A 23,370-nucleotide genomic window follows, 5' to 3' on the forward strand; every position below is an offset into this window, starting at 1 on the left:
CAAAGTGCCATCTCATTGCAGACTGCCCGGAATCGAGCAATTCCGAGCCATCGTATCAGCTTCGACCCCCGAACGGGAAACCGGTGTTCCCCGAGGCCGCGGCCCGGCGGATCAGCCCGCCGGGGTGAGCTCGACGTCGAGCTCCGCCGCGAGCTCCTCGTGTCCGATGCCGAACGTCTCCCGCACCACGACGGCTCCGTCCCCGACCTCGAAGACCCCGAGGTCCGTGTAGACGCGGGACACGCAGCCCACCCCGGTCAGGGGCATGGTGCAGCGCTCCACGAGCTTGGGCTGGCCCTTCTTGGACAGCAGGGTCATCATCACGAACGTCTGCCTGGCGCCCGTGGCGAGGTCCATGGCACCGCCCACGGCGGGGATGGCGTCCGGCTTACCCGTGTGCCAGTTGGCGAGGTTGCCGTGGCGGTCCACCTGGAACGCGCCCAGCACGCAGCAGTCCACGTGCCCGCCGCGCATCATGGCGAACGAGTCCGCGTGGTGGAAGTAGGAGCAGCCCGCGGTCTCGACCACCGGGATCTTCCCGGCGTTGATGAGGTCGGGGTCCACCTCGTCCCCGTGCGCCTCGCCGCCCATCCCGAGCATGCCGTTCTCGGTGTGCAGGGTGACGTCGTCCTCCGGGCCCAGGTAGTTGGACACCAGCGTGGGCTGGCCGATGCCCAGGTTCACGTAGGCGCCGGCGGGGATGTCGCGCGCGACCACCTCCGCGAGCTCCTCCGGGGACAGGGGGTGGTCGCTGCTCTGCGGGACGCTCATGCCGCGCCTTCCTCTCGGGGGTCCTGCTGCCGGGGGTCCGCCACACGGACCACGGTGTCCACGTAGATCCCGGGGGTCACGACGACCTCCGGGTCGATGCCGCCGCGCTCCACGATCTCGTGGACCTGCACGATCGAGTGCTTCGCGGCGGCGGCCATGACCGGCCCGAAGTTGCGGGCGGTCTTGCGGTAGACCAGGTTGCCCGCGGTGTCCGCGCGCAGGGCCTTGGTCAGGGAGAAGTCCGCGTGGATGGGGTGCTCGAGCACCTGGTGCCTGCCGTCCAGCACGCGCACCTCCTTGCCCTCCGCGAGCGGGGTGCCGTAGCCGGTGGGCGTGAAGAACGCCCCGATCCCCGCACCGGCGGCGCGGATCCGCTCGGCGAGGTTGCCCTGCGGGACGACCTCCAGCTCGATCTCCCCGACCCGGTACTTCTCGTCGAAGTGCCACGAGTCCGACTGCCGCGGGAACGAGCAGATGATCTTCCGCACGCGCCCCAGCCGGATCAGGGTCGCCAGGCCGACGTCCCCGTTGCCGGCGTTGTTGCTGACCACGGTGAGGTCCGTGGCCCCGTGGTCGATCAGCGCGTCGATGAGCTCCACGGGCTGGCCCGCGACCCCGAAGCCGCCGATCATCACGCACGCGCCGTCGTGGATGGGCTCCACGGCCGCCGCGGCGGTGTCTGCGATGGTGAGCATGGTTGCCTTTCGTCGTTTCTTGGGTGCGGGCTCAGTCCCGCGCGACCTGGTTCTCAAGCACGACGGCGAGAGACTCCGGCGTGGAGCCCGGCGGCTGGTCTCGTCGCAGGTGAGCTCCACGCCCTTCTTCGCGCCGGGTGGGACGGCCGGGTGAACACGTAACAGGGGTCACTCCGTCAGCTCGTCCAGCGCCTTCTGGGCGTGCTTGAAGGCGTTGTTCGCGGAGGGCACGGAGAGGTAGATCGCGGACTGCAGCACAACCTCCTTGATCTCCTCGACCGTGAGCCCGTTGCGCAGCGCCGCCTTGACGTGCATCTCGAACTCGTCCCAGTGGGAGCCGGCGATCAGCGCCGTGAGCACGCACGCGCTGCGCATCCGCCGGTCGAGCCCGGGGCGGGTCCAGACCTCGCCCCACGCGTAGCGCGAGATGAAGTCCTGGAAGTCCTCGGTGAACTCGGTCGTGCCGGCCTCCGCGCGGTCCACGTGGGCGTCCGTGAGGACTTCGCGCCGCACGGTCGTGCCGTCCTCGTGGGCCTGGCTCTCGGTGCGTTCGGGGTGGGGGTTCACGGGTCCTCTGCTCTCTGCGGTCTCTGTCGGCGGGTGCCGCGCCGCGGTTCTTCCGGCGGTGCCGCCGGGATGGTGCTGGACGGGTTCTCGGTGGAGGGAGCGGGCCGGGCCGACGCACGCAGCGGCTGCCCGGTGCCGAGCCGGGGCCCTCAGCCCGCCGCGGTGACCAGGTCGGTGACGACCCGCTCCAGCAGCTCTGGGGCCTCGACCGGGACCAGGTGGGCGGCGGCGTCGGCGATCTCGCAGCGGGCCCCGAGCCCGTCCGCGAGGCGGCGGGCGACGTCCGGACCCGTCATGGCGTCCTCGGTCCCCGCGACGACGGCGCACGGCACCTCGGTGGGCCGGGTCGCCGCGCGCAGGTCGTATCCGCCGAGCGCACGGCACGCCGCCGCGTAGCTGAAGCGGTCCGTGCCCTGCAGGTCGTGCAGCAGCGGGGTGGCCGGCTCGGAGTGCGCGCCCAGGAAGTCCCCGCCGAACCAGGCCTTGGCGCAGCCGATCACCTGCGTGGGCGTGCCCGCGCTCGCCACGAGCTCCGCTCGCTCGGCCCACCCTGCGGGGTCCGGGAACCAGTCGGTCGTGGCGACCAGGGTGGCCGAAGCCACGCGCTCGGAGCCTGCGGCGAGCTGCTCCTGGACCACCGCCCCGCCGATCGACGTGCCCACGGCGTGCCACGCACCGGCACCGAGGCGTCCCGTGACCGCCCGTTCCACGCCCTCGGCGAGTTCCGCCATCGTGAATTCGTTCGCCGGGGCGCTCACGCCGTGGCCGGGCAGGTCCCAGCCCACCACGTGGAAGCGCGCCGCGAGCCGCGGGGCGAGCAGCGCGTACAGGTGTGTCACGGACGTGCCCAGCGCGGGGCCCAGCACCACGAGCGGCGCGTCCTGCGCCACGTCGTCGGAACGGGTGAACTCCACGAGTCCCAGGTCGGGGACGGTCATGATCTCTTCCTCTCCTCGTGCCGGGCCGCGGCCCGGTCGCACAGGTGCGGTGCCGCACCCAGGTATCCGCGGGGGTCCAGCAGGGACCGGATCCACCCCGCGACGTCCGCGGGGTCGACGCCGCGGGGCAGCGCCTCGGGCCCGGCCGCCTCGACCCGCGCGGCGAGCGCGCGCGCCACGGCGTCGGGATCCTGCGGTGCGGCGCGCACGGCCTCCTGCACAGCCTCTTTGGCGCCGGGGCCCTCGCCGTGGGCCAGCACGGGTGCGAGCTGCGCGGTGAGGCGTTCGGCCATCACGCCGGTCCCGGCGTCCGCGAGGTTGCGGGCCATGCGGTCCTCCCGCACGGTGAGCCCCGCGGCGAGTTCTGCCGCGTGCGACGACGCCGCCGCGGCCAGCACCGCCAGCTCGCGCAGGGGCGGCCACTCGGCGTGCCACCCGCCGTCCGGGCGCTCGTCGTCCGCGGCGGCCGCGCCCGCGAGCACCTGCGCCGTCAGCCCGGGGGCGGCGAGACCCGTGCGCTTGAGCAGCACGCTCAGCACGGGGTTCTGCTTCTGCGGCATGGCCGAGGAGACCCCGCGGCCCTCCGCGGCGGGTTCGCGCAGCTCCCCGACCTCGGGCCGGGACATCGTGAGGACGTCGTTCGCCATGCGCGCCAGCGCCGCGGCGGTCTCCCCGAGGCTGCCCACGACCCGCAGCACGGGGACGCGGTTCGTGTGCCAGACCCCGTCCGGCAGGTCCAGGCCGAGCTCCTCGGCCCAGTGGCCGAGCAGCTCGTCCACGCGGGCCAGTGCCTCCCGCTCGGAGTCACCGGGTCGGGTGCACCGGGCCACGGTGGCCGCGAGGGTCCCCGCCGCACCGCCGAACGAGACGGGCAGGACCGCCCGCGCGGCGACGTCGTCCGCGGCGTCGTCCACGCCCGCGAGCCACGACGCCGCCTTGAGGCCGAAGGAGGTGGGCAGCGCGTGCTGCGTGAGGGTGCGCCCGACCATGACCGTGGCGCGGTGCTGCGAGACCAGTCGGGCGAGGGCGTCCCCCGTGCGGCCGAGCCCATCCAGCACCGCGGCGCGGACGTCCCGGAGCACCAGCGCCAGTGCGGTGTCCATGACGTCCTGGCTCGTGAGCGAGGCGTGCACGGCGCCCAGCGGCTGGCCGTACTCCCGCGTGACCGCGCGCCGGTAGGCGGCGAGCAGCGGGATCACGAGGTTGCCGCCCCCCTCCGAGGCCACGGCCAGCTCGGTGAGCGCCGCGTCGTCGAGGGGCACGCGGTCCACCGCGGCGTGCGCCGCGGCCGCCGCCCCGTCCGGGGCGAGCCCGGCGCGGGACTGCGCCGCGACCCACGCCGCCTCCACGCGCAGGGCGGCGCGGGCCACGGCGCGGTCGTCGGTGAGCGCCGCGGCACGGTGGCTCCCCGGCAGGAGCAGACCCGTCGCGATCACTCGAGACCCGGGTAGGAGAGGAACACGGTCTCGTCCTCGCCCTGCAGGCGCACGTCGAAGCGCAGCGAGCCGTCCTCGAGGCGCTCGGCGATCATCGAGGAGCGCTCCTGCTCGGACAGGGAGCTCAGCAGCGGGTCGTTCGCAAGCGCCTCGGTGTCCTCCGGGAGGTAGATCCGCGTGAAGAGCCGGTTGAGCAGCCCGCGGCCGAAGACCGTCATCAGGATGAACGGCGCCTTGCCCGGCTCCGTGGGCCCGGGGTTGACCGTGGTGAAGTCGTAGTGGCCCGCGTTGTCCACGGCCACGCGGCCGAAGCCGGTGAACGTGTAGCCGTCCCGCTTCAGCGAACCGGGCTCCTGCGAGACCTTCCCGTTCTCGTCCGCCTGCCAGATCTCCAGCATCGCGTCCGGGATCGTGGCGCCGTGACCGTCGTAGACCGTGCCGTGCAGCCGCACCGCGCCCGGGTGCGAGAGCGGCACCAGGAACTCCCCGCCCTCGTAGGGCAGCGCGTAGCCGTAGAAGGGTCCAATGGTCTGTCCCGGTGTGGACACCAGCCGCTGCGTGTTCTCACTCATCGCCCTCATCCTCCGTCCAGGTGCGGTTCGAGCCGCTCAGGACGATGTCCCAGCGGTAGCCGAGCAGCCATTCGCGCTCGGAGACGTCGTGGTCGTACGTGGCCACGAGCCGTTCGCGGGCCTTCGGGTCCACGATCGACTGGTAGATCGGGTCCAGCGCGAACAGCGGATCGCCCGGGAAGTACATCTGGGTGACCATCCGCTGCGTGGAGTCCGTCCCGAACAGGGAGAAGTGCACGTGCGCCGGGCGCCACGCGTTGAGGTGGTTCTTCCACGGGTACGGCCCGGGCTTGATGGTCACGAACGAGTACGAGCCGTCGTCACCGGTCAGGCACCGGCCCACCCCCGTGAAGTTCGGGTCGATGGGCGCCGGGTGCTGGTCCCGCTTGTGGATGTAGCGCCCGGCCGCGTTCGCCTGCCAGACCTCCACGAGCTGGTTGCGCACCGGGCGGCCGTCCCCGTCCAGGACCCGGCCGAAGATCCGGATGCGCTCGCCGATGGGCTCACCGCCGTCCTGGATGGTGAGGTCCGACTCCAGCGCGTGCACGTCCCGCTGCCCGAACGCCGGGGCGTAGAGCTCGATGGTCTCCGGGTCCGTGTGGCGAGGGTCCTTGGTGGGGTGGCGCAGGATCGAGCTGCGGTACGGGGCGTAGTCCCGGCGGGGCTGGTTCTCGACCGAGCCGGAGGCCTCGTAGTCCTCGCCTTTCCGCGCCATCTCGGCGTCGAGCTGGGACTGGGCGTCAGCGGCGTCGTCGGCGCCCTTGACGTACGGCGGGTCGAAGGTGTCGTCGTTCCCGGCGGTCATGGTCATCTCCTCGGGTGGTGAGTGGCAGGAGTGGGGCGTGGCCGGTCAGGCCCGGTCCTGCCACCCGGTGTAGGACTCGGCGAAGTAGGCCGCGCCGTGGACCGAGCCGGTGAGCGCCTGAACTCGCCGCGGCGGCGCTTCACGGCGAACGGGTTCTCGTCCGGGGCCACGTGCATCAGGTTCGTGACCCAGTACGAGAAGTTCTGGGCCTTCCAGATCCGCTCCAAGGCCTTGGCGGAGTAGCCCGCCAGGCCTGAGTCGTCCCCGTGGCGAAGAAGTCGACGATCGCCGGGGCGAGCACCCGCACGTCGCAGAACGCGAGGTTCAGGCCCTTGGCCCCGGTGGGCGGCACGGTGTGCCCGGCGTCCCCCACCAGGAACATGTTCCCGTGGCGCAGCGGCTCGCACACGTACGAGCGGAACGGCAGGACCGTCCTGTCGAAGATCCGCCCCCGCTGCAGGGTGAGCCCGTCCGGTCCCGTCCACGCGGCGCTGCAGCTCGTCCCAGATCCGCTCGTCGTCCCAGTCCGCGACGTCCGTGGCCGGGTCGCACTGGAAGTACATGCGCTGCACGGTGTCGCTGCGCTGGGAGATCAGCGCGAAGCCGTGGCGCGAGTGCGCGTAGATCAGCTCCGGGGCCGACGGCGGCGCTTCGCACAGGATCCCGAACCACGCGAAGGGGTACTCGGTGAAGTTGTCGGTGCGCACGTCCGCGGGGATCTGGCGCCGGCACACGCCCCTGGAACCGTCCGCACCCACGAGCAGGCGCGCGCGGATCTCGAGCTGCCGCCCGTCCGCGGTGGTGCACCGCACGCCCGGGTGCTCCGTGGTCAGGTCCTGCACCGCGGTGTCCGTGACCTCCCAGTGGACGACGCCGCCGTCCCGCTCGCGCGCGGCGGCCAGGTCCGTGAAGACCTCGTTCTGCGGGTACAGCCACACGGACTCGCCCACGAGTTCCTGGAAGTCGATGCGACGACTCTCGCCCTCGAAGCGCAGCACCGTGCCCTCGTGGCCGTGGCTCAGCACCCGGCCGTCCACACCGGACCCGGTGAGCATCGCCACGGTCCCTGCCTCGAGGATGCCGGCCCGGTGGGTGTTCGCGATCTCCTCGCGGGAGCGCTTCTCCACCACCACGGTGTCGATCCCGGCCCGCGACAGCAGGTGGGAGAGCATCAGCCCGGCGGGGCCGGCCCCCACGATCACCACACCGGTCTCCACGACCGTTCGCTCCTCGAGCATGTGTCCTCCTAGCGCACGTTTCCCCCAGTATGTGCGCAAGCCATGGCGCGCATCACATCTGTTCCGTTGAACGGAACGTGCGGGAATGCCAAGGTTGCCTTCCCATCGCCGACACAGAACAACCCGGCGCGGTTGTCAGAGGGCTCCGAGGGCCCGCGAGATGCCGTGGCCCGCAACCCGAAGCGTTTGCATGATGGCCGGAACGTCCGCGTCGCGCATCTCCTCCAGGGGCAGCACCGTCCCCAGTGCCACCGCCCGGTGCCCCGCGGGCGCCCTCAGGGGCACCGCCACTCCCCCGGTTCCGTGGTCGATCCGCTCGCGCTGGATCGCGTAGCCGCGCTGGGCGAAGACCGCGAGGTCCGCGGCAAAGCGCTCCGCGGTGACCGTCAGCGCGGCAGGGCCCCCGGCGGCGTCGGGCGTGGCCGCGGCACGGTGGTACTGCGCCACGGTCCTCGGCGGGCACTGGCTCAGCAGGGCGAGGCCCGTGGCGGAGCGGCGCAGGGGCAGGCGCCCGGCCACGTTCGAGCGCAGCGGCACGGTGGACCCGCTCGCGGCGATCCGTTCGGCGAACAGGACGTCGTGCCCTTCCACGACACCCACATGCACGTGCTGGCGCAGCACCGTGTGGACGTCCGACATGAACGGGATGGCCGCCGCGGCCAGGCTCTCCGCGGAGGAGGAGCGGGAGGCCAGCTCCCACAGCCGCGTGCCCACCCGGTAGCTACCGGCCGCGCCGGTCTCGAGCCAGCCAGCGCGCTTCACGTCCCCCAGGATCCGGTGGGCGGTGGACGGTGGGAGGCCGGTCGAGCGGCAGATCTCCCGGAGAACCCCAGCTCCGGCGAGTCCGGGCCGAAGGCGCTCAGGACACGGTCGAAGCGTTCGATCAGGGACTCCCCCGAGGACGAGTTCGCCACGCCGCACCCCCTTCGTCCCGCCGCACCCCGGGCTGGACCGCGCACGCCCCGGTCTAGGGGCCCCGGGTACGACGAAGCCCGGGTGGCCCCCTCGTGAGAAGGGTCCACCCGGGCTGGGTCAGCGCTTCATCCGCGGGTCACGCACACCATGCGCGCCGCGGACGCCCGGCGTCCGACTCGGCTCAGTTGCCGCCGAAGTCGTAGTCGTCCAGCGGGATCGCCTGGAACTCGGAACCCAGGCCACCGGAGTTCTCCTCCGCGTAGCTGAAGTCCGAGAACGCGGAGGGATCCGTGAACATCGAAGCCTTGGCCTCCTCGGTGGGCTCCACGTCCACGCTGTTGTACCGGTCCAGACCGGTGCCGGCGGGGATGAGCTTGCCGATGATCACGTTCTCCTTCAGACCCAGCAGCGGATCCGACTTGCCCTCCATGGCGGCCTGCGTGAGGACACGCGTGGTCTCCTGGAAGGACGCAGCGGAGAGCCACGAGTCGGTCGCGAGCGAGGCCTTGGTGATGCCCATGAGCTCGGGACGCCCGGCGGCGGGACGCTTGCCCTCGGCCACCGCACCGCGGTTGGCCTCGAGGAAGCGCACGTTGTCCACCAGCTCACCCGGCAGCAGCGCGGTGTCGCCGGACTCGATGATGGTCACGCGACGCAGCATCTGCCGGACGATGACCTCCACGTGCTTGTCGTGGATGCCCACACCCTGCGAGCGGTACACGCCCTGGACCTCGTCCACGAGGTGCTTCTGCGCCTCGCGGGGACCGCGGATGCGCAGCACCTCCTTGGGATCCACCGCACCGGTCACGAGCTGCTGGCCCACGGCCACGTGGTCGCCGTCGGCAACCAGCAGCTTGGCGCGGCGCAGCACCGGGTAGGCGAACTCCTCGTCGCCGTTGTCCGGGACCACCACGATCTTCAGGGACTTGTCCGTGTCCTCGATGCGGATCCGGCCGGCCACCTCGGAGATCGGGGCCACACCCTTGGGGGTGCGGGCCTCGAAGAGCTCCTGGATACGGGGCAGACCCTGCGTGATGTCACCGTCCGAGGACGCCACACCACCGGTGTGGAACGTACGCATGGTCAGCTGGGTACCCGGCTCGCCGATGGACTGTGCGGCGACGATGCCCACGGCCTCGCCGATGTCCACCAGCTGGTTGGTCGCCAGCGAGCGGCCGTAGCACGCCGCGCAGACGCCCACCGCGGACTCGCACGTGAGCACCGAGCGCACGCGCACCTGGTCCACACCCGCGTTGTAGAGGGTGTTGATCATGGCGTCCGACATGTCGGCACCGGCCTCCGCCAGCACCTCGCCGTTCTCGTCCGCCACGGCGCTGGCCAGCACGCGGCCGTGCACCGTGTTCTCGATGTCCTCGTGCAGGGTGCGCACACCGGTCTCGGTGACGTCCGCGAGCGGCAGGGTGAGACCGCGCACGGTCTGGCAGTCCGACTCGCGCACGATCACGTCCTGCGACACGTCCACCAGACGACGGGTCAGGTAGCCCGAGTTGGCGGTGCGCAGCGCGGTGTCCGCGAGGCCCTTGCGGGCACCGTGGGTCGCGATGAAGTACTCCAGCACCGACAGACCCTCACGGTAGGAGGACTTGATCGGGCGGGGCATGATCTCGCCCTTCGGGTTCGCCACGAGACCGCGGATGCCCGCGATCTGTCGGACCTGCATCCAGTTACCACGGGCGCCCGAGGACACCATGCGGTTGATGGTGTTCGTGGGCTCGAGGTTGTCGCGCATGGCCTGCGCGACCTCGTCCGTGGCCTTGGACCAGATGTCGATGAGCTCCGAACGGCGCTCGTCGTCGTCGATCAGGCCCTTGTCGTACTGGCCCTGAATGCGCGCGGCCTGCGCCTCGTAGCCCTCCATGATGGCGGGCTTCTCCGGCGGGGTCGCGATGTCCGAGATCGCCACCGTGACACCCGAACGGGACGCCCAGTGGAAGCCCGCGTTCTTCAGGTTGTCCAGCGTGCGCGCCACCCGGGTCATCGGGTAGCGCTCGGCGAGGTCGTTCACGAGCGCGGACAGGTGCTTCTTGTCCGCGACGTTCTCGTCGTACGGGTAGTCCTCGGGCAGCGTCTCGTTGAAGAGCACACGCCCCAGCGTGGTCTCGACGACGGCGGGCTGGCCCGGCTCCCAGCCCTCGGGAGCCTCCCAGCCGGCGTACGGCACGAAGTCGTCCAGCTCGATCTTGCACTTCGCGTTGAGGTGCAGCTCGCCGGAGTCGTTGGCCATGATCGCCTCGGCCACCGAGGAGTAGCTGTTGCCCTCCCCGGCCCAGCCCTCACGCACGGTGGTGAGGTGGTACAGGCCGATGATCATGTCCTGCGAGGGCAGGGCGATCGGCTTGCCGTCCGAGGGCTTGAGGATGTTGTTCGAGGACAGCATCAGCACGCGCGCCTCGGCCTGCGCCTCCGGGGAGAGCGGCAGGTGGACGGCCATCTGGTCACCGTCGAAGTCCGCGTTGAACGCACCGCACACGAGCGGGTGCAGCTGGATGGCCTTGCCCTCCACGAGCTGCGGCTCGAACGCCTGGATGCCCAGACGGTGCAGGGTGGGCGCACGGTTGAGCAGCACCGGGTGCTCGGTGATGACCTCTTCCAGCACGTCCCAGACCTGCGGCCGGTAGCGCTCGACCATGCGCTTGGCGGACTTGATGTTCTGCGCGTGGTTCAGGTCCACCAGGCGCTTCATCACGAACGGCTTGAACAGCTCCAGCGCCATCTGCTTGGGCAGACCGCACTGGTGCAGCTTCAGCTGCGGACCGACCACGATCACGGAACGACCGGAGTAGTCCACGCGCTTGCCGAGCAGGTTCTGGCGGAAGCGGCCCTGCTTGCCCTTGAGCATGTCGGACAGCGACTTCAGCGCACGGTTGCCGGGGCCCGTGACCGGGCGGCCGCGACGGCCGTTGTCGAACAGCGAGTCCACGGCCTCCTGCAGCATGCGCTTCTCGTTGTTCACGATGATCTCGGGGGCACCGAGGTCCAGCAGCCGCTTGAGGCGGTTGTTGCGGTTGATCACACGACGGTAGAGGTCGTTGAGGTCCGAGGTCGCGAAGCGGCCACCGTCCAGCTGCACCATGGGGCGCAGCTCCGGCGGGATCACCGGCACGGCGTCGAGCACCATGCCCAGCGGCGAGTTGTCGGTGGTCAGGAACGCGTTGACCACCTTCAGGCGCTTCAGCGCACGGGTCTTGCGCTGGCCCTTGCCCGTGGCAATGGTCTCGCGCAGCGACTCGGCCTCGGCCTCCAGGTCGAAGCTCTCGAGGCGCTTCTTGATGGACTCGGCGCCCATGGAGCCCTCGAAGTACATGCCGTAGCGGTCCACCATCTGGCGGTACAGGGCCTCGTCACCCTCGAGGTCGTTGACCTTGAGGTTCTTGAAGCGGTCCCAGACCTTCTCCAGGTAGTCGATCTCGCGGTCCGCGCGCTTGCGCACGTTCGCCATCTGACGGTCGGCGGAGTCGCGCAGCTTGCGCTTCTCGGCGGCCTTGCCTCCCTCCTCCTCGACGCGCGCGAGATCGTTCTCCAGGTCACGGGCGATCGCGTTGATGTCCGCGTCCCGGGTGTCCTCCAGCTGCTTCTTCTCGCGGTCGATCGCGGCCTGCAGGTTGGGCAGGTCGTCGTGACGCGCCTGCTCGTCCACGGACGTGATCATGTACGCGGCGAAGTAGATGACCTTCTCGAGGTCCTTCGGCGCGAGGTCCAGCAGGTAGCCCAAGCGCGAGGGGACGCCCTTGAAGTACCAGATGTGGGTCACGGGAGCGGCGAGCTCGATGTGGCCCATCCGCTCACGGCGCACCTTGGCGCGCGTGACCTCCACGCCGCAGCGCTCGCAGATGATGCCCTTGTAGCGCACGCGCTTGTACTTGCCGCAGTAGCACTCCCAGTCCCGGGTGGGACCGAAGATCTTCTCGCAGAACAAGCCGTCCTTCTCGGGCTTGAGCGTGCGGTAGTTGATGGTTTCCGGCTTCTTGACCTCGCCGTAGGACCAGCCGCGGATCTGATCCGCGGTGGCGAGGCCGATACGCATGAGGCCCAGTGAAGAATCGTTGGACATAAGGTCCTGTCCCTCTTTCTAAAAATCCTGAAGTGAATCGGGCTGAAGCTGTGGACGGAAGGGTCTCAGACCTCTTCGACCGAGCTGGGCTCGGAGTGGGAGAGGTCGATGCCGAGCTCGTCCGCGGCCCGGAAGCTGTCGTCCTCGGAGTCGCGCATCTCCACCGTGTTGCCGTCCGCGGAGAGGACCTCCACGTTCAGGCACAGCGACTGCATCTCCTTGATGAGGACCTTGAAGGATTCGGGCACACCCGGTTCCGGGATGTTCTCCCCCTTGACGATGGCCTCGTACACCTTCACGCGGCCGTGGACGTCGTCGGACTTCACGGTGAGCAGCTCCTGCAGGGTGTAGGCGGCGCCGTACGCCTCGAGCGCCCACACCTCCATCTCGCCGAAACGCTGACCGCCGAACTGCGCCTTACCGCCCAGCGGCTGCTGGGTGATCATGGAGTACGGACCCGTGGAGCGGGCGTGGATCTTGTCGTCCACCAGGTGGTGGAGCTTCAAGATGTACTGGTAGCCCACGGACACGGGGTCCGGGAACGGCTGACCGGAGCGGCCGTCGTACAGCTTGGCCTTGCCGGAGCGCCCGATCAGGCGCTGGCCGTCACGCGTGGGGTTGGTGTGGTCGAGCAGGTCGAAGATCTCGTCCTCGCGGGCGCCGTCGAACACCGGGGTGGCCACGTTGGTGGGACCCGTGCTCTTCGGGAAGTTGCTCAGTCCCTTGAGCCACTCGGGGTCGCCCTCGATGTTCCAGCCCTGCTTGGCGAGCCAGCCGGTGTGGACCTCGAGCACCTGGCCCAGGTTCATGCGACCGGGCACGCCCAGCGGGTTCAGGATGACGTCCACCGGGGTGCCGTCCTCCATGAACGGCATGTCCTCGATGGGCAGGATCTTGGAGATGACGCCCTTGTTGCCGTGGCGTCCGGCGAGCTTGTCGCCGTCCGTGATCTTGCGCTTCTGCGCCACGTAGACGCGCACCACCTGGTTGACGCCGGCGGGGAGGTCGTCGTCCTCGTCCTCGCGGTCGAAGACGCGCACGCCGATGACCGTGCCGGACTCGCCGTGGGGCACCTTCAGGGAGGTGTCGCGCACCTCGCGGGACTTCTCGCCGAAGATCGCGCGCAGCAGCCGCTCCTCCGGGGTCAGCTCGGTCTCGCCCTTGGGCGTCACCTTGCCCACCAGGATGTCGCCGGCCTGCACCTCGGCACCGATGTGGATGATGCCGCGCTCGTCCAGCGCCGAGAGCACCTCCTCCGACACGTTCGGGATGTCACGGGTGATCTCCTCGGCACCGAGCTTGGTGTCGCGGGCGTCGATCTCGTGCTCCTCGATGTGGATGGACGTCAGGACGTCCTCGGAGACCATGCGCTGGGAGAGGATGATGGCGTCCTCGTAGTTGAGGCCCTCCCAGGACATGTACGCGATCAGCAGGTTCTTGCCCAGGGCCAGCTCGCCGTGGTCGGTCGAGGGACCGTCCGCGATCACCGTGCGGGGCTCCACGCGCTGCCCCTCGGAGACGATCACGCGCTGGTTGTACGTGTTGCCCGGGTTCGAGCGCACGAACTTGTTGATCGGGTAGAGCTTGGTGGTGCCGTCGTCGTTGAGCACGGTCACGAGGTCCGCGGAGACCTCCTCGACCACGCCCGGCTTGGTCGCGAGCACGGAGTCGCCGGCGTCGAGCGCGGAGTAGCGCTCCATGCCGGTGCCCACGAGCGGCGCCTCGGAGGTCAGCAGCGGCACGGCCTGACGCTGCATGTTGGCACCCATGAGAGCGCGGTTGGCGTCGTCGTGCTCGAGGTACGGGATCAGGGCCGTGGCCACCGACACCATCTGGCGCGGGGAGACGTCCATGAACTCTATGTCCTCGGGGGCCACGAGCACGGCCTCGCCGGAGCCGTCGGAGGCACGCGAGAGCACGGCGTCCTCGGCGAAGTGGCCGTCCTCGGTCAGCGGCGCGTTGGCCTGCGCAATGGTCAGACCGCGCTCGTCGTCCGCGGTGAGGTAGACGACGTCGTCCGTGACGGTGCCGTCCACGACCTTGCGGTACGGGGTCTCGATGAACCCGAACGGGTTGATCCGCGCGTAGGTCGCGAGCGAGCCGATCAGACCGATGTTGGAGCCCTCGGGGGTCTCGATCGGGCACATGCGGCCGTAGTGCGAGGGGTGGACGTCACGGACCTCCATGCCCGCGCGGTCGCGCGAGAGGCCACCGGGGCCCAGCGCGGACAGGCGGCGCTTGTGGGTCAGACCCGCGAGCGGGTTGTTCTGGTCCATGAACTGCGAGAGCTGCGAGGTCCCGAAGAACTCCTTGATCGCGGCCACCACGGGGCGGATGTTGATCAGGGTCTGGGGGGTGATCGCCTCGACGTCCTGCGTGGTCATGCGCTCGCGCACCACGCGCTCCATGCGGGAGAGACCCGTGCGGATCTGGTTCTCGATCAGCTCGCCCACCGCGCGGATGCGACGGTTGCCGAAGTGGTCGATGTCGTCGACGTCCACGTGGATCTCGCGGGCCTCGCCGTCACGCGTTCCGGGCATGGTGGAGCGCCCGTCGTGCAGGGTCACGAGGTAGCGGATCATGGCGACGATGTCGTCGAGGGACAGCACGGAGGCGTCCGGGTCCGTGAAGGGCTTGTCGAGACCGAGCTTGCGGTTGAGCTTGTAGCGGCCCACCTTGGCGAGGTCGTAGCGCTTCGGGTTGAAGTACATGTTGTCGAGCAGCGACTGGGCGGCGTCGACCGTGGGCGGCTCCCCCGGACGCAGCTTGCGGTAGATGTCGAGCAGCGCCTCCTCGCGGGTCTCCGTGGCGTCCTTCTCGAGGGTCGCGCGGATGGAGTCGAACTCGCCGAACTCCTCGAGGATCTTGGCCTCGCTCCAGCCGAGCGCCTTGAGCAGCACGGTCACGGACTGCTTGCGCTTGCGGTCCAGACGAACGCCCACCTGGTCGCGCTTGTCGATCTCGAGCTCGAACCACGCACCGCGGGAGGGGATGATCTTCGCCGAGTAGATGTCCTTGTCGGAGGTGCGGTCCTGGCCCTTCTCGAAGTAGGCGCCGGGAGAACGGACCAGCTGGGAGACGACGACGCGTTCGGACCCGTTGATCACGAACGTGCCCTTGTCGGTCATGAGCGGGAAGTCGCCCATGAACACGGTCTGCTGCTTGATCTCGCCCGTGTTGTTGTTCATGAACTCGGCCTTGACGTACAGCGGCGCCGAGTAGGTGGCGTCACGGTCCTTGCACTCGTCCGTGGTGTACTTCGGGTCGTAGAACTCCGGCTCCGAGAACGAGAGGGACATGGTGCCCTGGAAGTCCTCGATCGGGGAGATCTCCTCGAAGATGTCCGAGAGCCCGGACGTGGTGGACACGCTGGTGTCACCGGTTTCCTGGGCCTCGACCACGCGGGCCTGCCAGCGCTCGTTGCCCACCAGGCGGTCGAAGCTGTCGGTCTGCAGCGCGAGCAGGTTGGGGACGTCCAGTGGTTCGTGGATCTTCGCGAAGGAGACCCGGCGAGGAATGTTGTCGCTCGTGGGGTGGTTGGCGGAGACGTTCGTATCGGTGCTCGAGGCGACCAAGATGTGATCCTTCCACAGACATGCAGTGAATACGCGAGGTTCCCGGGGAGAGAAAAAGGGGCCGGTGACGAGGACTGTCGACAACCGCCCCTGCGGCGCCCACCGCTATATGAAGGCACGCATGCATAAGGGACAACGCAAAGTACTAGCTTAGGGCACTCCCGGCGTGTTGTCCACACCCGTGCTGGACGAATGCCCGCCCGGGCCGTAAGATGCCCGGCCGCCGCTCAGGCGACGCCGTTGGCGCGGGCCTGGTACGCCGCGCGCTGCGCCCCAAGGCGCCAGGGGTCGCCGTGTCCGGGCAGCACGACCGTGGCCCGGGTGGCCGCGATCGCGTCCAGGGACGTGAGAGCCATCTGCGCATCTGCGGTGGCCGCGCCGGCCACGACCCGGGGCCCGGTGAGCCCGGTGTAGGGGTCGAGGGTCACCAGCGCGTCCCCGGAGAGCACGGCGTCCGCGTCGGGGACGTGCAGGGCGCAGTGCCCGTAGGTGTGGCCCGCGGTGAGGACGACCCGTGGACTGCCTGGAACGGGAACCGTCTGGCCCACGGCGAGGGACCGGGTGACGGTCACTCCCTTCACACCCGCTGCTCCCCCGGCGAGCATCGACACCAGCACCGGAATGGCCCGGGGGTGCCTCAGTGGGTACAGAGCCGTGGGGCTCTCGTGCGCGTAGCTGTAGGGGTGCGCCGCGAGGTGGCGCTCCCTCTGGTGGGCGAACACGGGGACGCCGAGCCGCTCCACGAGTCTGGCGGCGACACCCACGTGGTCGAAGTGTGCATGGGTGAGGACGAGGGCCCTGATCTGCTGCGGTGAGTGCCCGAGCTCGCGCACCGCGTGGCCGAGCTCGTTCCAGACGCGCGGCAGCCCCGCGTCCACGAGTGTCAGACCGCTGGAGTCCTCCAGCAGGTAGCAGTTGACGTGGTGGTTCTGGATCATGTGGATCCCTGGGGCGACGTCTCGTACGAACACGGCGTTCTCCTTCTCCCTGCGTCCGCGACGACGCACGGATGTTCTCCGCGGCCCGCAGGCCAGCCCCGGACGGGCCGGCACGTGACAGCGGGTCTACCGGAAGGCTACTCCCGGCAGACCCGCTCCTGGCACACCCCTGGGGGTCCGTTCCCTGCGCTCAGCCCCGCTTGTAGAACGGCAGCGGGGTCTGCTCCACGTCCACCGCCCGGCCGCGGACGTCCACGACGCCCACTGTTCCGGCCGCGATCTCCTCGAGCGCGTCGGTGGCAACCAGCGCCATGGCCACCGGCCTGCCGAGGGTAGGCGAAGGCAGTCCGCTGGTGACCTCGCCCACGGTGCGCTCCCCCACCACCACGGTGTAGCCGGCGCGCACGGGCTTGCGTCCTAGGCCCTGCAGCCCAATCAGGGTGCGCTGAGGTGTGGTCCCGAGCATGGCGGTGAGCGCATCCCCGCCCACCGTGACGGTGCCCGCCTCGCCCTTCTTCCGCAGAGCAACCTCCACGAGCTTGCCGAGCCCGGCCTCCACCGGGGAGATCTCCGTGGAGAGCTCGTGGCCGTAGAGGGGCATCCCCGCCTCGAGCCGCAGGGAGTCCCGCGCGGCGAGACCCGCGGGACCGATGGGGGCGTCCTCGGTGCCCAGCCGCTCCGCGGTGGCCAGCAGCGCGCTCCACAGCTGCGGGGCGTGCTCGTTGTCGCAGTAGAGCTCGAAGCCGTCCTCACCGGTGTACCCGGTACGGGCGGCGAGCGCAGGCACCCCCGCGCACTCGGCCGGGACGCACGCGTAGTACTTCAGCCCAGCGACGTCCTGTGCGGGGGTCAGCTCGGTGGCCTCGAGCACCTCCAGAGCGCGCGGGCCCTGGACCGCGATCAGGGAGGTCCCTGGACCGCGGTCAGTGACGACGACGTCGAAGCCCTCGGCGCGCTCCTGCAGAGCCCGCACCACGGTCTCCTGGTTCCCGGCGTTCGGCACCACGAGGTACCGCTCCTCCCCCAGCCGGTAGGTGATCAGGTCGTCCAGGATCCTGCCCTGCTCGTCCACGATCAGGGAGTACTTGGCCCGGCCGGTCCCGATGCCCGAGAGCACCCCCACGAGCGCGTGGTCCAGGAACTCCCCCGTCTGGGGACCGGTGACCTCCACCTCCCCCATGTGGGAGAGGTCGAAGATCCCGGCCCCGCGGCGCACGGCGTGGTGCTCGGCGGTGTCGCTCGCGTAGCGCACGGGCATCGACCAGCCGCCGAAGTCGGTGAACCTGGCCCCCAGCTCCTCGTGGGCCTCATGCAGTGCGGTGTGTCGCTCGCTCATCACTTCTCCTGTTCCGCTGCCTCGCTGTAGGCGGCGTCGAAGGCCTCGATGGGCGGGCACTCGCACACGAGGTTGCGGTCACCGGCGGCGTTGTCCACGCGGCCCACCGGAGGCCAGTACTTGACCCGGCGCAGGGACGGGACCGGGTAGGCGGCCTGCGAGCGCGGGTAGGCGCGCTCCCACTCGTCCGCCGTGAGCACCTGAGCGGTGTGCGGGGCGTGGCGGACTGCGGAGTCCTCGAGGGCGATCTCCCCGTCCGCGATCTGCTGCATCTCCGCGTGGATGGTGCGCATGGCCGTGATGAAACGATCCAGCTCCGCGAGGCCCTCCGACTCGGTGGGCTCCACCATGAGCGTGCCCGCCACCGGGAACGCCAGGGTGGGGGCGTGGAAGCCGAAGTCGACGAGCCGCTTGCAGACGTCCTCGGCGGTGACGCCCGAGGCCTTGGTCATGGGACGCAGGTCCAGGATGCACTCGTGGGCCACGAACCCGCCGTCCCCGGTGTAGAGGGTGGGGAAGACGTCCGAGAGCTGCCGTGAGATGTAGTTGGCGCCCAGCACGGCGGTGCGCGAGGACTCGGTGAGCCCCTGCGCCCCGGTCATGGCGATGTACATCCAGGTGATGGGCAGCACGCCCGCCGAACCGTGGGGTGCCTCGGCCACGGGGAAGCCTGCACCGCGCTCGTCCAGGTCCGCGTCCGCCGGGTTGCCGGGGAGATAGGGCACCAGGTGCTCGGCCACGGCCACGGGGCCCACTCCGGGTCCGCCGCCGCCGTGGGGGATGCAGAACGTCTTGTGCAGGTTCAGATGGGAGACGTCCCCGCCGAAGCGCCCGGGGCGCGCGAGGCCCATCAGCGCGTTCAGGTTGGCGCCGTCCACGTAGACCTGACCGCCGGCGTCGTGCACCGCCGCGCACACCTGCGTGATGTCCGTGTCGTACACGCCGTGGGTGGAGGGGTAGGTGACCATGATGCCCGCGAGCTCGTCCCCCACGGACTCGATCTTGGCCGCGAGGTCCTCCTGGTCGATCGTGCCGTCCGCCGCGGTGGCGACCACCACGACCTTCAGGTCCGCGAGCACCGCGGAGGCCGCGTTGGTGCCGTGCGCCGAGGACGGGATCAGGATGGTCTTGCGCTGCTCCTCACCGCGGTCCACCTGGTAGCGGCGGATCGCGAGCAGGCCCGCGAGCTCGCCCTGGGACCCGGCGTTGGGCTGGACGGAGACCGCGGCGTAGCCGGTGATCTCCGCGAGCCAGCCCTGCAGCTGCTCGATCAGCTCGCTCCAGCCGCGGGTCTGCTCCTCGGGCGCGAGGGGGTGGATGCTCGCGAACTCGGGCCACGAGATGGGCTCCATCTCCGCGGCCGCGTTGAGCTTCATGGTGCACGAGCCCAGCGGGATCATGGTGCGGTCCAGCGCGAGGTCCTTGTCCGAGAGCTCGCGCAGCCAGCGCATCAGTGAGGTCTCGGAGCGGTGCGTGTGGAACACCGGGTGGGTCATGTACTCGTCCGTGCGCAGCCACTTGGCCGGAAGGTCGTAGGTCGAGACGTCCTCGGTCGCGGCGGCATCGGCCGCGCCGCAGGCCTCGGAGACCGCAGTCAGGACGTCCTCGACGTCGCGCTCGGTGTGGGGCTCGCCGAAGCTCGCACCCACGGTGTCCTGGTCCACGCGGCGCAGGTTGATGCCGCGGTCCGCGGCGGCGGCGACCACGCCGTCCGCGCGCCCGGGTACCGAGAAGGTGACGGTGTCGAAGAAGCGGTCGTGGACGACGTCGATCCCCCGCGCCCGCAGCCCGGCGGCCAGGCTCGCGGCGAGGCCGTGCAGCCGCAGCGCGAGGGCGCGCAGGGCGTCCGGGCCGTGGTGCACTGCGTACGCGGCGGCCACGATGGCCAGCAGCGCCTGGGCGGTGCAGATGTTGGAGGTGGCCTTCTCGCGTCGGATGTGCTGCTCACGGGTCTGCAGCGCGAGCCGGTAGGCGGGAGCGCCCGCGGAGTCCGTGGAGACGCCCACGATGCGCCCGGGCATCGAGCGCTCGGTGCCCTTGCGGGAGGCCATGAACGCCGCGTGCGGACCGCCGAAGAACAGGGGCACCCCGAAGCGCTGGGCGGAGCCGACCGCGATGTCCGCGCCGACCTCCCCCGGGCTGCGCAGCAGCGTCAGGGCGAGCAGGTCCGTGCTCACGGTCACGAGCGCGCCGGCCTCGTGCGCGGCGGCCACGACGTCCGTGGGGTCCACGACGTCCCCGTCCGCCCCGATCTGCGCGACGACCACACCGAAGTACTCGCCGTCCGCCAGCGCACGGGCGATCTCCTGGGGATCACCCAGGTCCGCGGTGACCAGCTCGATCCCCGCGGCGCGCGTGCGCCCGGTGACCACGGCCAGGGTCTGCGGCAGGGAGCGGGAGTCCACCAGGACCCGGGTGCTCTTGGAACGGCGGTTCGCGCGGCGCATCATGAGCACAGCCTCGGCCACGGCGGAGGACTCGTCGAGCAGGGAGGCGTTCGCCACGTCCATGCCGGTGAGGTCGATGACCGCGTTCTGGAACGTGAGCAGCAGCTCCAGGCGACCCTGGGAGATCTCCGGCTGGTACGGGGTGTACGAGGTGTAGAAGCCGGGGTTCTCCAGGATGTTGCGGCGGATCGCGGCCGGAGTCACGGTCTCGTGGTAGCCCTGCCCGATCATCTGGCGCATCACCGTGTTGCGTGCGGCAATCCGGCGCAGTGACGCGAGCGCCTCCGGCTCGTCGAGCGGTTCCGGCAGGTCCAGGGTGTCCCGGAAGCGGATGCTCTCCGGCACGGCGCGGTCGATCAGCTGGTCGAGGCTCTCCGCACCCACGGCGCGGAGCATGGTGGCGAGGTCATCGGCGTCCGGGCCGATGTGGCGTGACAGGAAGGACATACGAGGGTCTCCTGGGCTGCTCGTGGGCACGCGGTGGCCCGGTGTGTCCTCCCCGCTCTGTTCCACAACCTGAGAGTTTTCGCCGGTGGACGCCGCGCTGCGCGTCCACCGACCTGCCCCGACGGCGTCCGCCACCACGGGGGCGGCGGACTCTCCAGAGTGGCCTGGTGCGGCGGTACGGGTGCCTGAGAGGTTCCCGGGGAGGGTTTGCTCCTTCGGCGACGACGCGCCCGCGGCCGAGGCCCCGAACCGTCGTGCTCTCCCGCCGCACTGTGACGGCCAGATGGTCAGGGCCAGTTTCGCACATCACACCGACGACCTGAACGTCCCTCCGTCACGTCGGTTGCGGGGCACGCGGCTGCGGGTACGACAGAACCCCGCACCGTACGGTGCGGGGTTCTGCGTGGTGCGCCGTGGCCATCCAGGGACGGTCACGCTGCGCGGGCGGCGCCGGTGGCGCCGGGATTCACTTGACCGTGACGGTGGCGCCGGCGCCCTCGAGGGACTCCTTGGCCTTGTCGGCGGCTTCCTTGGTCGCGCCTTCCAGCACAGCCTTGGGGGCGGAGTCCACGAGGTCCTTCGCCTCCTTCAGGCCGAGGGAGGTCAGGCCGCGAACTTCCTTGATGACCTGGATCTTCTTGTCACCGGCGGACTCGAGGATGACGTCGAACTCGGTCTTCTCCTCCTCGGCGGCACCGGCATCGCCGGCGGCGGGAGCGGCACCGGCCACGGCCACGGGGGCGGCAGCGGTGACGTCGAAGGTCTCCTCGAACGCCTTCACGAACTCGGAGAGCTCGATGAGGGACAGTTCCTTGAAGGCCTCGATCAGTTCTTCGGTGGTCAGCTTAGCCATGGTGTTGGCTCCTTACTTGTACGTGGTGCCGGCGCTGGTGGCCCCGGCGAGGTGTGCGTGGTGAGAAGAACACGGGTGCTTCCCGGGCGGGGTGCCCGGGACCCGATGGATCCCCGGAGGGATCAGGCGGCGTTCTCGCCCTGTTCGTCCAGCTTGGCGCGCAGCGCGTCCGCGGTGCGGACGGTCTTGGACAGCGGGGCCTGGAACAGCGCGGCAGCCTTGGACAGTGATGCCTTGGCGGCACCGGCGACCTTGGCGAGCAGGACCTCGCGGGACTCGAGGTCCGCGAGCTTCTCGATCTCGGTCTCGTCCATCGCGACGCCGTCCAGGTAACCGCCCTTGACGACCAGCTGGGGGTTGTCCTTGGCGAAGTCACGCAGGCTCTTGGCTGCCTCGACGGCGTCACCGGAGACGAACGCGATGGCCGAGGGGCCGATGAGCTGGCCCTCGAACGCGTCGATCCCGGATTCGCGCGCCGCGATGGCGGTGAGCGTGTTCTTCACCACGGCGTATTCGGCGTTCTCACCGAGAGAGCGACGCAGCGTCTTCAGCTGAGCCACGGTGAGCCCGCGGTACTCCGTCAGGACAGCAGCGTGCGAGTTGGAGAACAGCGTCTTCAACTCTGCAACCGCGGCAGCCTTTTCAGGATTCGCCATGGTGCTCCTTCCTTACATGTGGATGCCGGCTCCGCGCGCCCCGAGGGGTGGCACGACAAAAGCCCCGCGCAGATGCCCGGGGCTCGACCACGTCCGACCGTCCACGCGTGAGCATGGTGGGTCCGGATGAAGGATTCGTGCTGGTTCACCTGCGCTGGACGGTCCCCGTTCCCGGGAACCTCTTCGACCACGCGTACCGAGGCACGCATGATGACCGGCGGTCTTTGGTGATCCCACCGTACCCCAGGCCACGAGCGTGCGCCAAATCAGGCCTCGGGGGAACTGATCCGCCCCGGGTGCGTGTAGACGTTGCACGTGCCCCGCCGGTTGAAGCCGATGACGGTCACCCCTCGTTCCCGCCCGTGGGAGACCGCGAGCGCCGAGGGCGCGCTGACGGCCGAGAGCACGGGGATCCCTGCCATGGCGGCCTTGCCCACGAGTTCGAAGGAGGCCCGCGCGGAGACCTGCAGCAGGACGTCGTGCAGGGGCAGCAGCTCCCGCTGCAGCGCCCACCCGATCACCTTGTCCACGGCGTTGTGCCGCCCCACGTCCTCGCGAGCGACGAGCGCGTCACCGCCGGACGCAGGGAACAGTGCCGCCGCGTGGACGCCGCCCGTGGCGTCGAAGACCCGCTGGTGCCTGCGCAGCTCGTCCGGCAGCGACACCACGCGGGCGGCGCTCACCAGCGGATGCGGCAGGGCCACCGGGTAGGCCGAGGGCTTGAGGACGCTGTCCAGGGACGGTGTGCCGCAGACCCCGCACGAGGACGACGTGAACACCTGCCGCTGCGCGCCCCGCCGCGGCCCGGGGGCGTCAGGCGCCAGGCGCACGTCCACCACGTTGTACGTGCGGTGCCCGTCCTGGTCCACGCCGGAGCGGTAGTCCATCTTCACCACGTGCGAGATCCGCGTGATCACGGCCTCGCTGAGCAGCAGTCCCGCGACGAGCTCGAAGTCGTCCCCGGGCGTGCGCATGGTCACGGTGAACTGCTCGCCGTCCAGCCGGATCTCCAGGGGCTCCTCCCCCGCGAGCCGGTCCGGCCCCGCGGAGACCTCGCCGTGCGCGTCGAAGCTGCGGACCCGGGCGGGCACGATTCTGCGAGCGGCCAT

General features: G+C 70.3%; 17 protein-coding genes, 1 pseudogene and 1 riboswitch. All 18 genes and pseudogenes read right to left on the reverse strand.

What is annotated here, in order from left to right:
• Positions 1-111: 111 nt before the first annotated feature.
• Positions 112-771: a 3-oxoacid CoA-transferase subunit B gene (locus KVA01_RS00820; protein WP_141268532.1), complete on the reverse strand. Its 660-nt coding sequence runs from the start codon at positions 769-771 to the stop codon at positions 112-114.
• On the reverse strand, positions 768-1,466 hold the full coding sequence (locus KVA01_RS00825) for a 3-oxoacid CoA-transferase subunit A (protein WP_141268534.1): 699 nt from the start codon (positions 1,464-1,466) through the stop codon (positions 768-770). The genes KVA01_RS00820 and KVA01_RS00825 overlap by 4 nt, the downstream gene beginning before the upstream one ends.
• 168 nt (positions 1,467-1,634) lie before the next feature.
• Positions 1,635-2,033, reverse strand: a complete 399-nt coding sequence (locus KVA01_RS00830; protein WP_068468018.1) for a carboxymuconolactone decarboxylase family protein — start codon at positions 2,031-2,033, stop codon at positions 1,635-1,637.
• A 149-nt stretch (positions 2,034-2,182) separates the two neighbouring features.
• Positions 2,183-2,971, reverse strand: coding sequence for an alpha/beta fold hydrolase (locus KVA01_RS00835; protein WP_141268536.1), 789 nt, complete (start codon positions 2,969-2,971; stop codon positions 2,183-2,185).
• Positions 2,968-4,407, reverse strand: a complete 1,440-nt coding sequence (locus KVA01_RS00840) for a lyase family protein (RefSeq protein WP_141268538.1) — start codon at positions 4,405-4,407, stop codon at positions 2,968-2,970. Before KVA01_RS00840 ends, KVA01_RS00835 begins: the two co-directional genes overlap by 4 nt.
• Positions 4,404-4,979: a protocatechuate 3,4-dioxygenase subunit alpha gene (gene pcaG, locus KVA01_RS00845; protein ID WP_141268540.1), complete on the reverse strand. Its 576-nt coding sequence runs from the start codon at positions 4,977-4,979 to the stop codon at positions 4,404-4,406. Before pcaG ends, KVA01_RS00840 begins: the two co-directional genes overlap by 4 nt.
• Entirely contained in the window at positions 4,972-5,784 is an 813-nt protein-coding gene (gene pcaH / locus KVA01_RS00850; RefSeq protein WP_141268542.1) for a protocatechuate 3,4-dioxygenase subunit beta, read from the reverse strand. Before pcaH ends, pcaG begins: the two co-directional genes overlap by 8 nt.
• Before the next feature lie 45 nt (positions 5,785-5,829).
• A pseudogene (locus KVA01_RS00855) lies at positions 5,830-7,022 on the reverse strand (4-hydroxybenzoate 3-monooxygenase).
• Positions 7,023-7,157: 135 nt separating this feature from the next.
• Positions 7,158-7,838 carry an IclR family transcriptional regulator gene (locus tag KVA01_RS00860; protein WP_371858561.1) on the reverse strand — a complete coding sequence of 227 codons (681 nt, stop codon included), beginning with the start codon at positions 7,836-7,838 and terminating at the stop codon, positions 7,158-7,160.
• Positions 7,781-7,936, reverse strand: coding sequence for a hypothetical protein (locus KVA01_RS12790; protein ID WP_233438718.1), 156 nt, complete (start codon positions 7,934-7,936; stop codon positions 7,781-7,783). Before KVA01_RS12790 ends, KVA01_RS00860 begins: the two co-directional genes overlap by 58 nt.
• A gap of 182 nt (positions 7,937-8,118) precedes the next feature.
• Positions 8,119-12,009, reverse strand: coding sequence for a DNA-directed RNA polymerase subunit beta' (locus tag KVA01_RS00865; protein ID WP_068468030.1), 3,891 nt, complete (start codon positions 12,007-12,009; stop codon positions 8,119-8,121).
• A 65-nt stretch (positions 12,010-12,074) separates the two neighbouring features.
• Entirely contained in the window at positions 12,075-15,584 is a 3,510-nt protein-coding gene (rpoB, locus tag KVA01_RS00870; RefSeq protein WP_141268546.1) for a DNA-directed RNA polymerase subunit beta, read from the reverse strand.
• A 227-nt stretch (positions 15,585-15,811) separates the two neighbouring features.
• Positions 15,812-16,555, reverse strand: coding sequence for an MBL fold metallo-hydrolase (locus KVA01_RS00875; RefSeq protein WP_068468034.1), 744 nt, complete (start codon positions 16,553-16,555; stop codon positions 15,812-15,814).
• Positions 16,556-16,712: 157 nt separating this feature from the next.
• On the reverse strand, positions 16,713-17,858 hold the full coding sequence (gene gcvT / locus KVA01_RS00880; protein WP_141268548.1) for a glycine cleavage system aminomethyltransferase GcvT: 1,146 nt from the start codon (positions 17,856-17,858) through the stop codon (positions 16,713-16,715).
• Positions 17,858-20,752: an aminomethyl-transferring glycine dehydrogenase gene (gene gcvP / locus KVA01_RS00885; RefSeq protein WP_141268550.1), complete on the reverse strand. Its 2,895-nt coding sequence runs from the start codon at positions 20,750-20,752 to the stop codon at positions 17,858-17,860. The genes gcvT and gcvP overlap by 1 nt, the downstream gene beginning before the upstream one ends.
• Positions 20,753-20,915: 163 nt before the next feature.
• Positions 20,916-21,027, reverse strand: a riboswitch (glycine riboswitch).
• Positions 21,028-21,218: 191 nt separating this feature from the next.
• On the reverse strand, positions 21,219-21,605 hold the full coding sequence (rplL, locus tag KVA01_RS00890) for a 50S ribosomal protein L7/L12 (protein WP_068468040.1): 387 nt from the start codon (positions 21,603-21,605) through the stop codon (positions 21,219-21,221).
• A 122-nt stretch (positions 21,606-21,727) separates the two neighbouring features.
• Positions 21,728-22,261, reverse strand: coding sequence for a 50S ribosomal protein L10 (gene rplJ / locus KVA01_RS00895; protein ID WP_055085305.1), 534 nt, complete (start codon positions 22,259-22,261; stop codon positions 21,728-21,730).
• A gap of 266 nt (positions 22,262-22,527) precedes the next feature.
• A complete protein-coding gene (gene fdhD, locus KVA01_RS00900) occupies positions 22,528-23,370 on the reverse strand; it encodes a formate dehydrogenase accessory sulfurtransferase FdhD (protein ID WP_068468042.1) in 843 nt (280 codons plus the stop codon).

The sequence above is a fragment of the Kocuria varians genome (assembly GCF_006539885.1).
GTDB classification, from domain to species: Bacteria; Actinomycetota; Actinomycetes; order Actinomycetales; family Micrococcaceae; genus Kocuria; species Kocuria varians.

What these genes read in the sequence shown, in the direction of transcription:
- KVA01_RS00820 (WP_141268532.1), bottom strand. Translation starts at nt 771, where the DNA reads ATGAGCGTCCCGCAGAGCAGCGACCACCCCCTGTCCCCGGAGGAGCTC.
- rplL (WP_068468040.1), bottom strand. Translation starts at nt 21,605, where the DNA reads ATGGCTAAGCTGACCACCGAAGAACTGATCGAGGCCTTCAAGGAACTG.
- gcvP (WP_141268550.1), bottom strand. Translation starts at nt 20,752, where the DNA reads ATGTCCTTCCTGTCACGCCACATCGGCCCGGACGCCGATGACCTCGCC.
- gcvT (WP_141268548.1), bottom strand. Translation starts at nt 17,858, where the DNA reads ATGAGCGAGCGACACACCGCACTGCATGAGGCCCACGAGGAGCTGGGG.
- KVA01_RS00825 (WP_141268534.1), bottom strand. Translation starts at nt 1,466, where the DNA reads ATGCTCACCATCGCAGACACCGCCGCGGCGGCCGTGGAGCCCATCCAC.
- KVA01_RS00835 (WP_141268536.1), bottom strand. Translation starts at nt 2,971, where the DNA reads ATGACCGTCCCCGACCTGGGACTCGTGGAGTTCACCCGTTCCGACGAC.
- pcaH (WP_141268542.1), bottom strand. Translation starts at nt 5,784, where the DNA reads ATGACCGCCGGGAACGACGACACCTTCGACCCGCCGTACGTCAAGGGC.
- rplJ (WP_055085305.1), bottom strand. Translation starts at nt 22,261, where the DNA reads ATGGCGAATCCTGAAAAGGCTGCCGCGGTTGCAGAGTTGAAGACGCTG.
- pcaG (WP_141268540.1), bottom strand. Translation starts at nt 4,979, where the DNA reads ATGAGTGAGAACACGCAGCGGCTGGTGTCCACACCGGGACAGACCATT.
- fdhD (WP_068468042.1), bottom strand. Translation starts at nt 23,370, where the DNA reads ATGGCCGCTCGCAGAATCGTGCCCGCCCGGGTCCGCAGCTTCGACGCG.
- KVA01_RS00865 (WP_068468030.1), bottom strand. Translation starts at nt 12,009, where the DNA reads ATGTCCAACGATTCTTCACTGGGCCTCATGCGTATCGGCCTCGCCACC.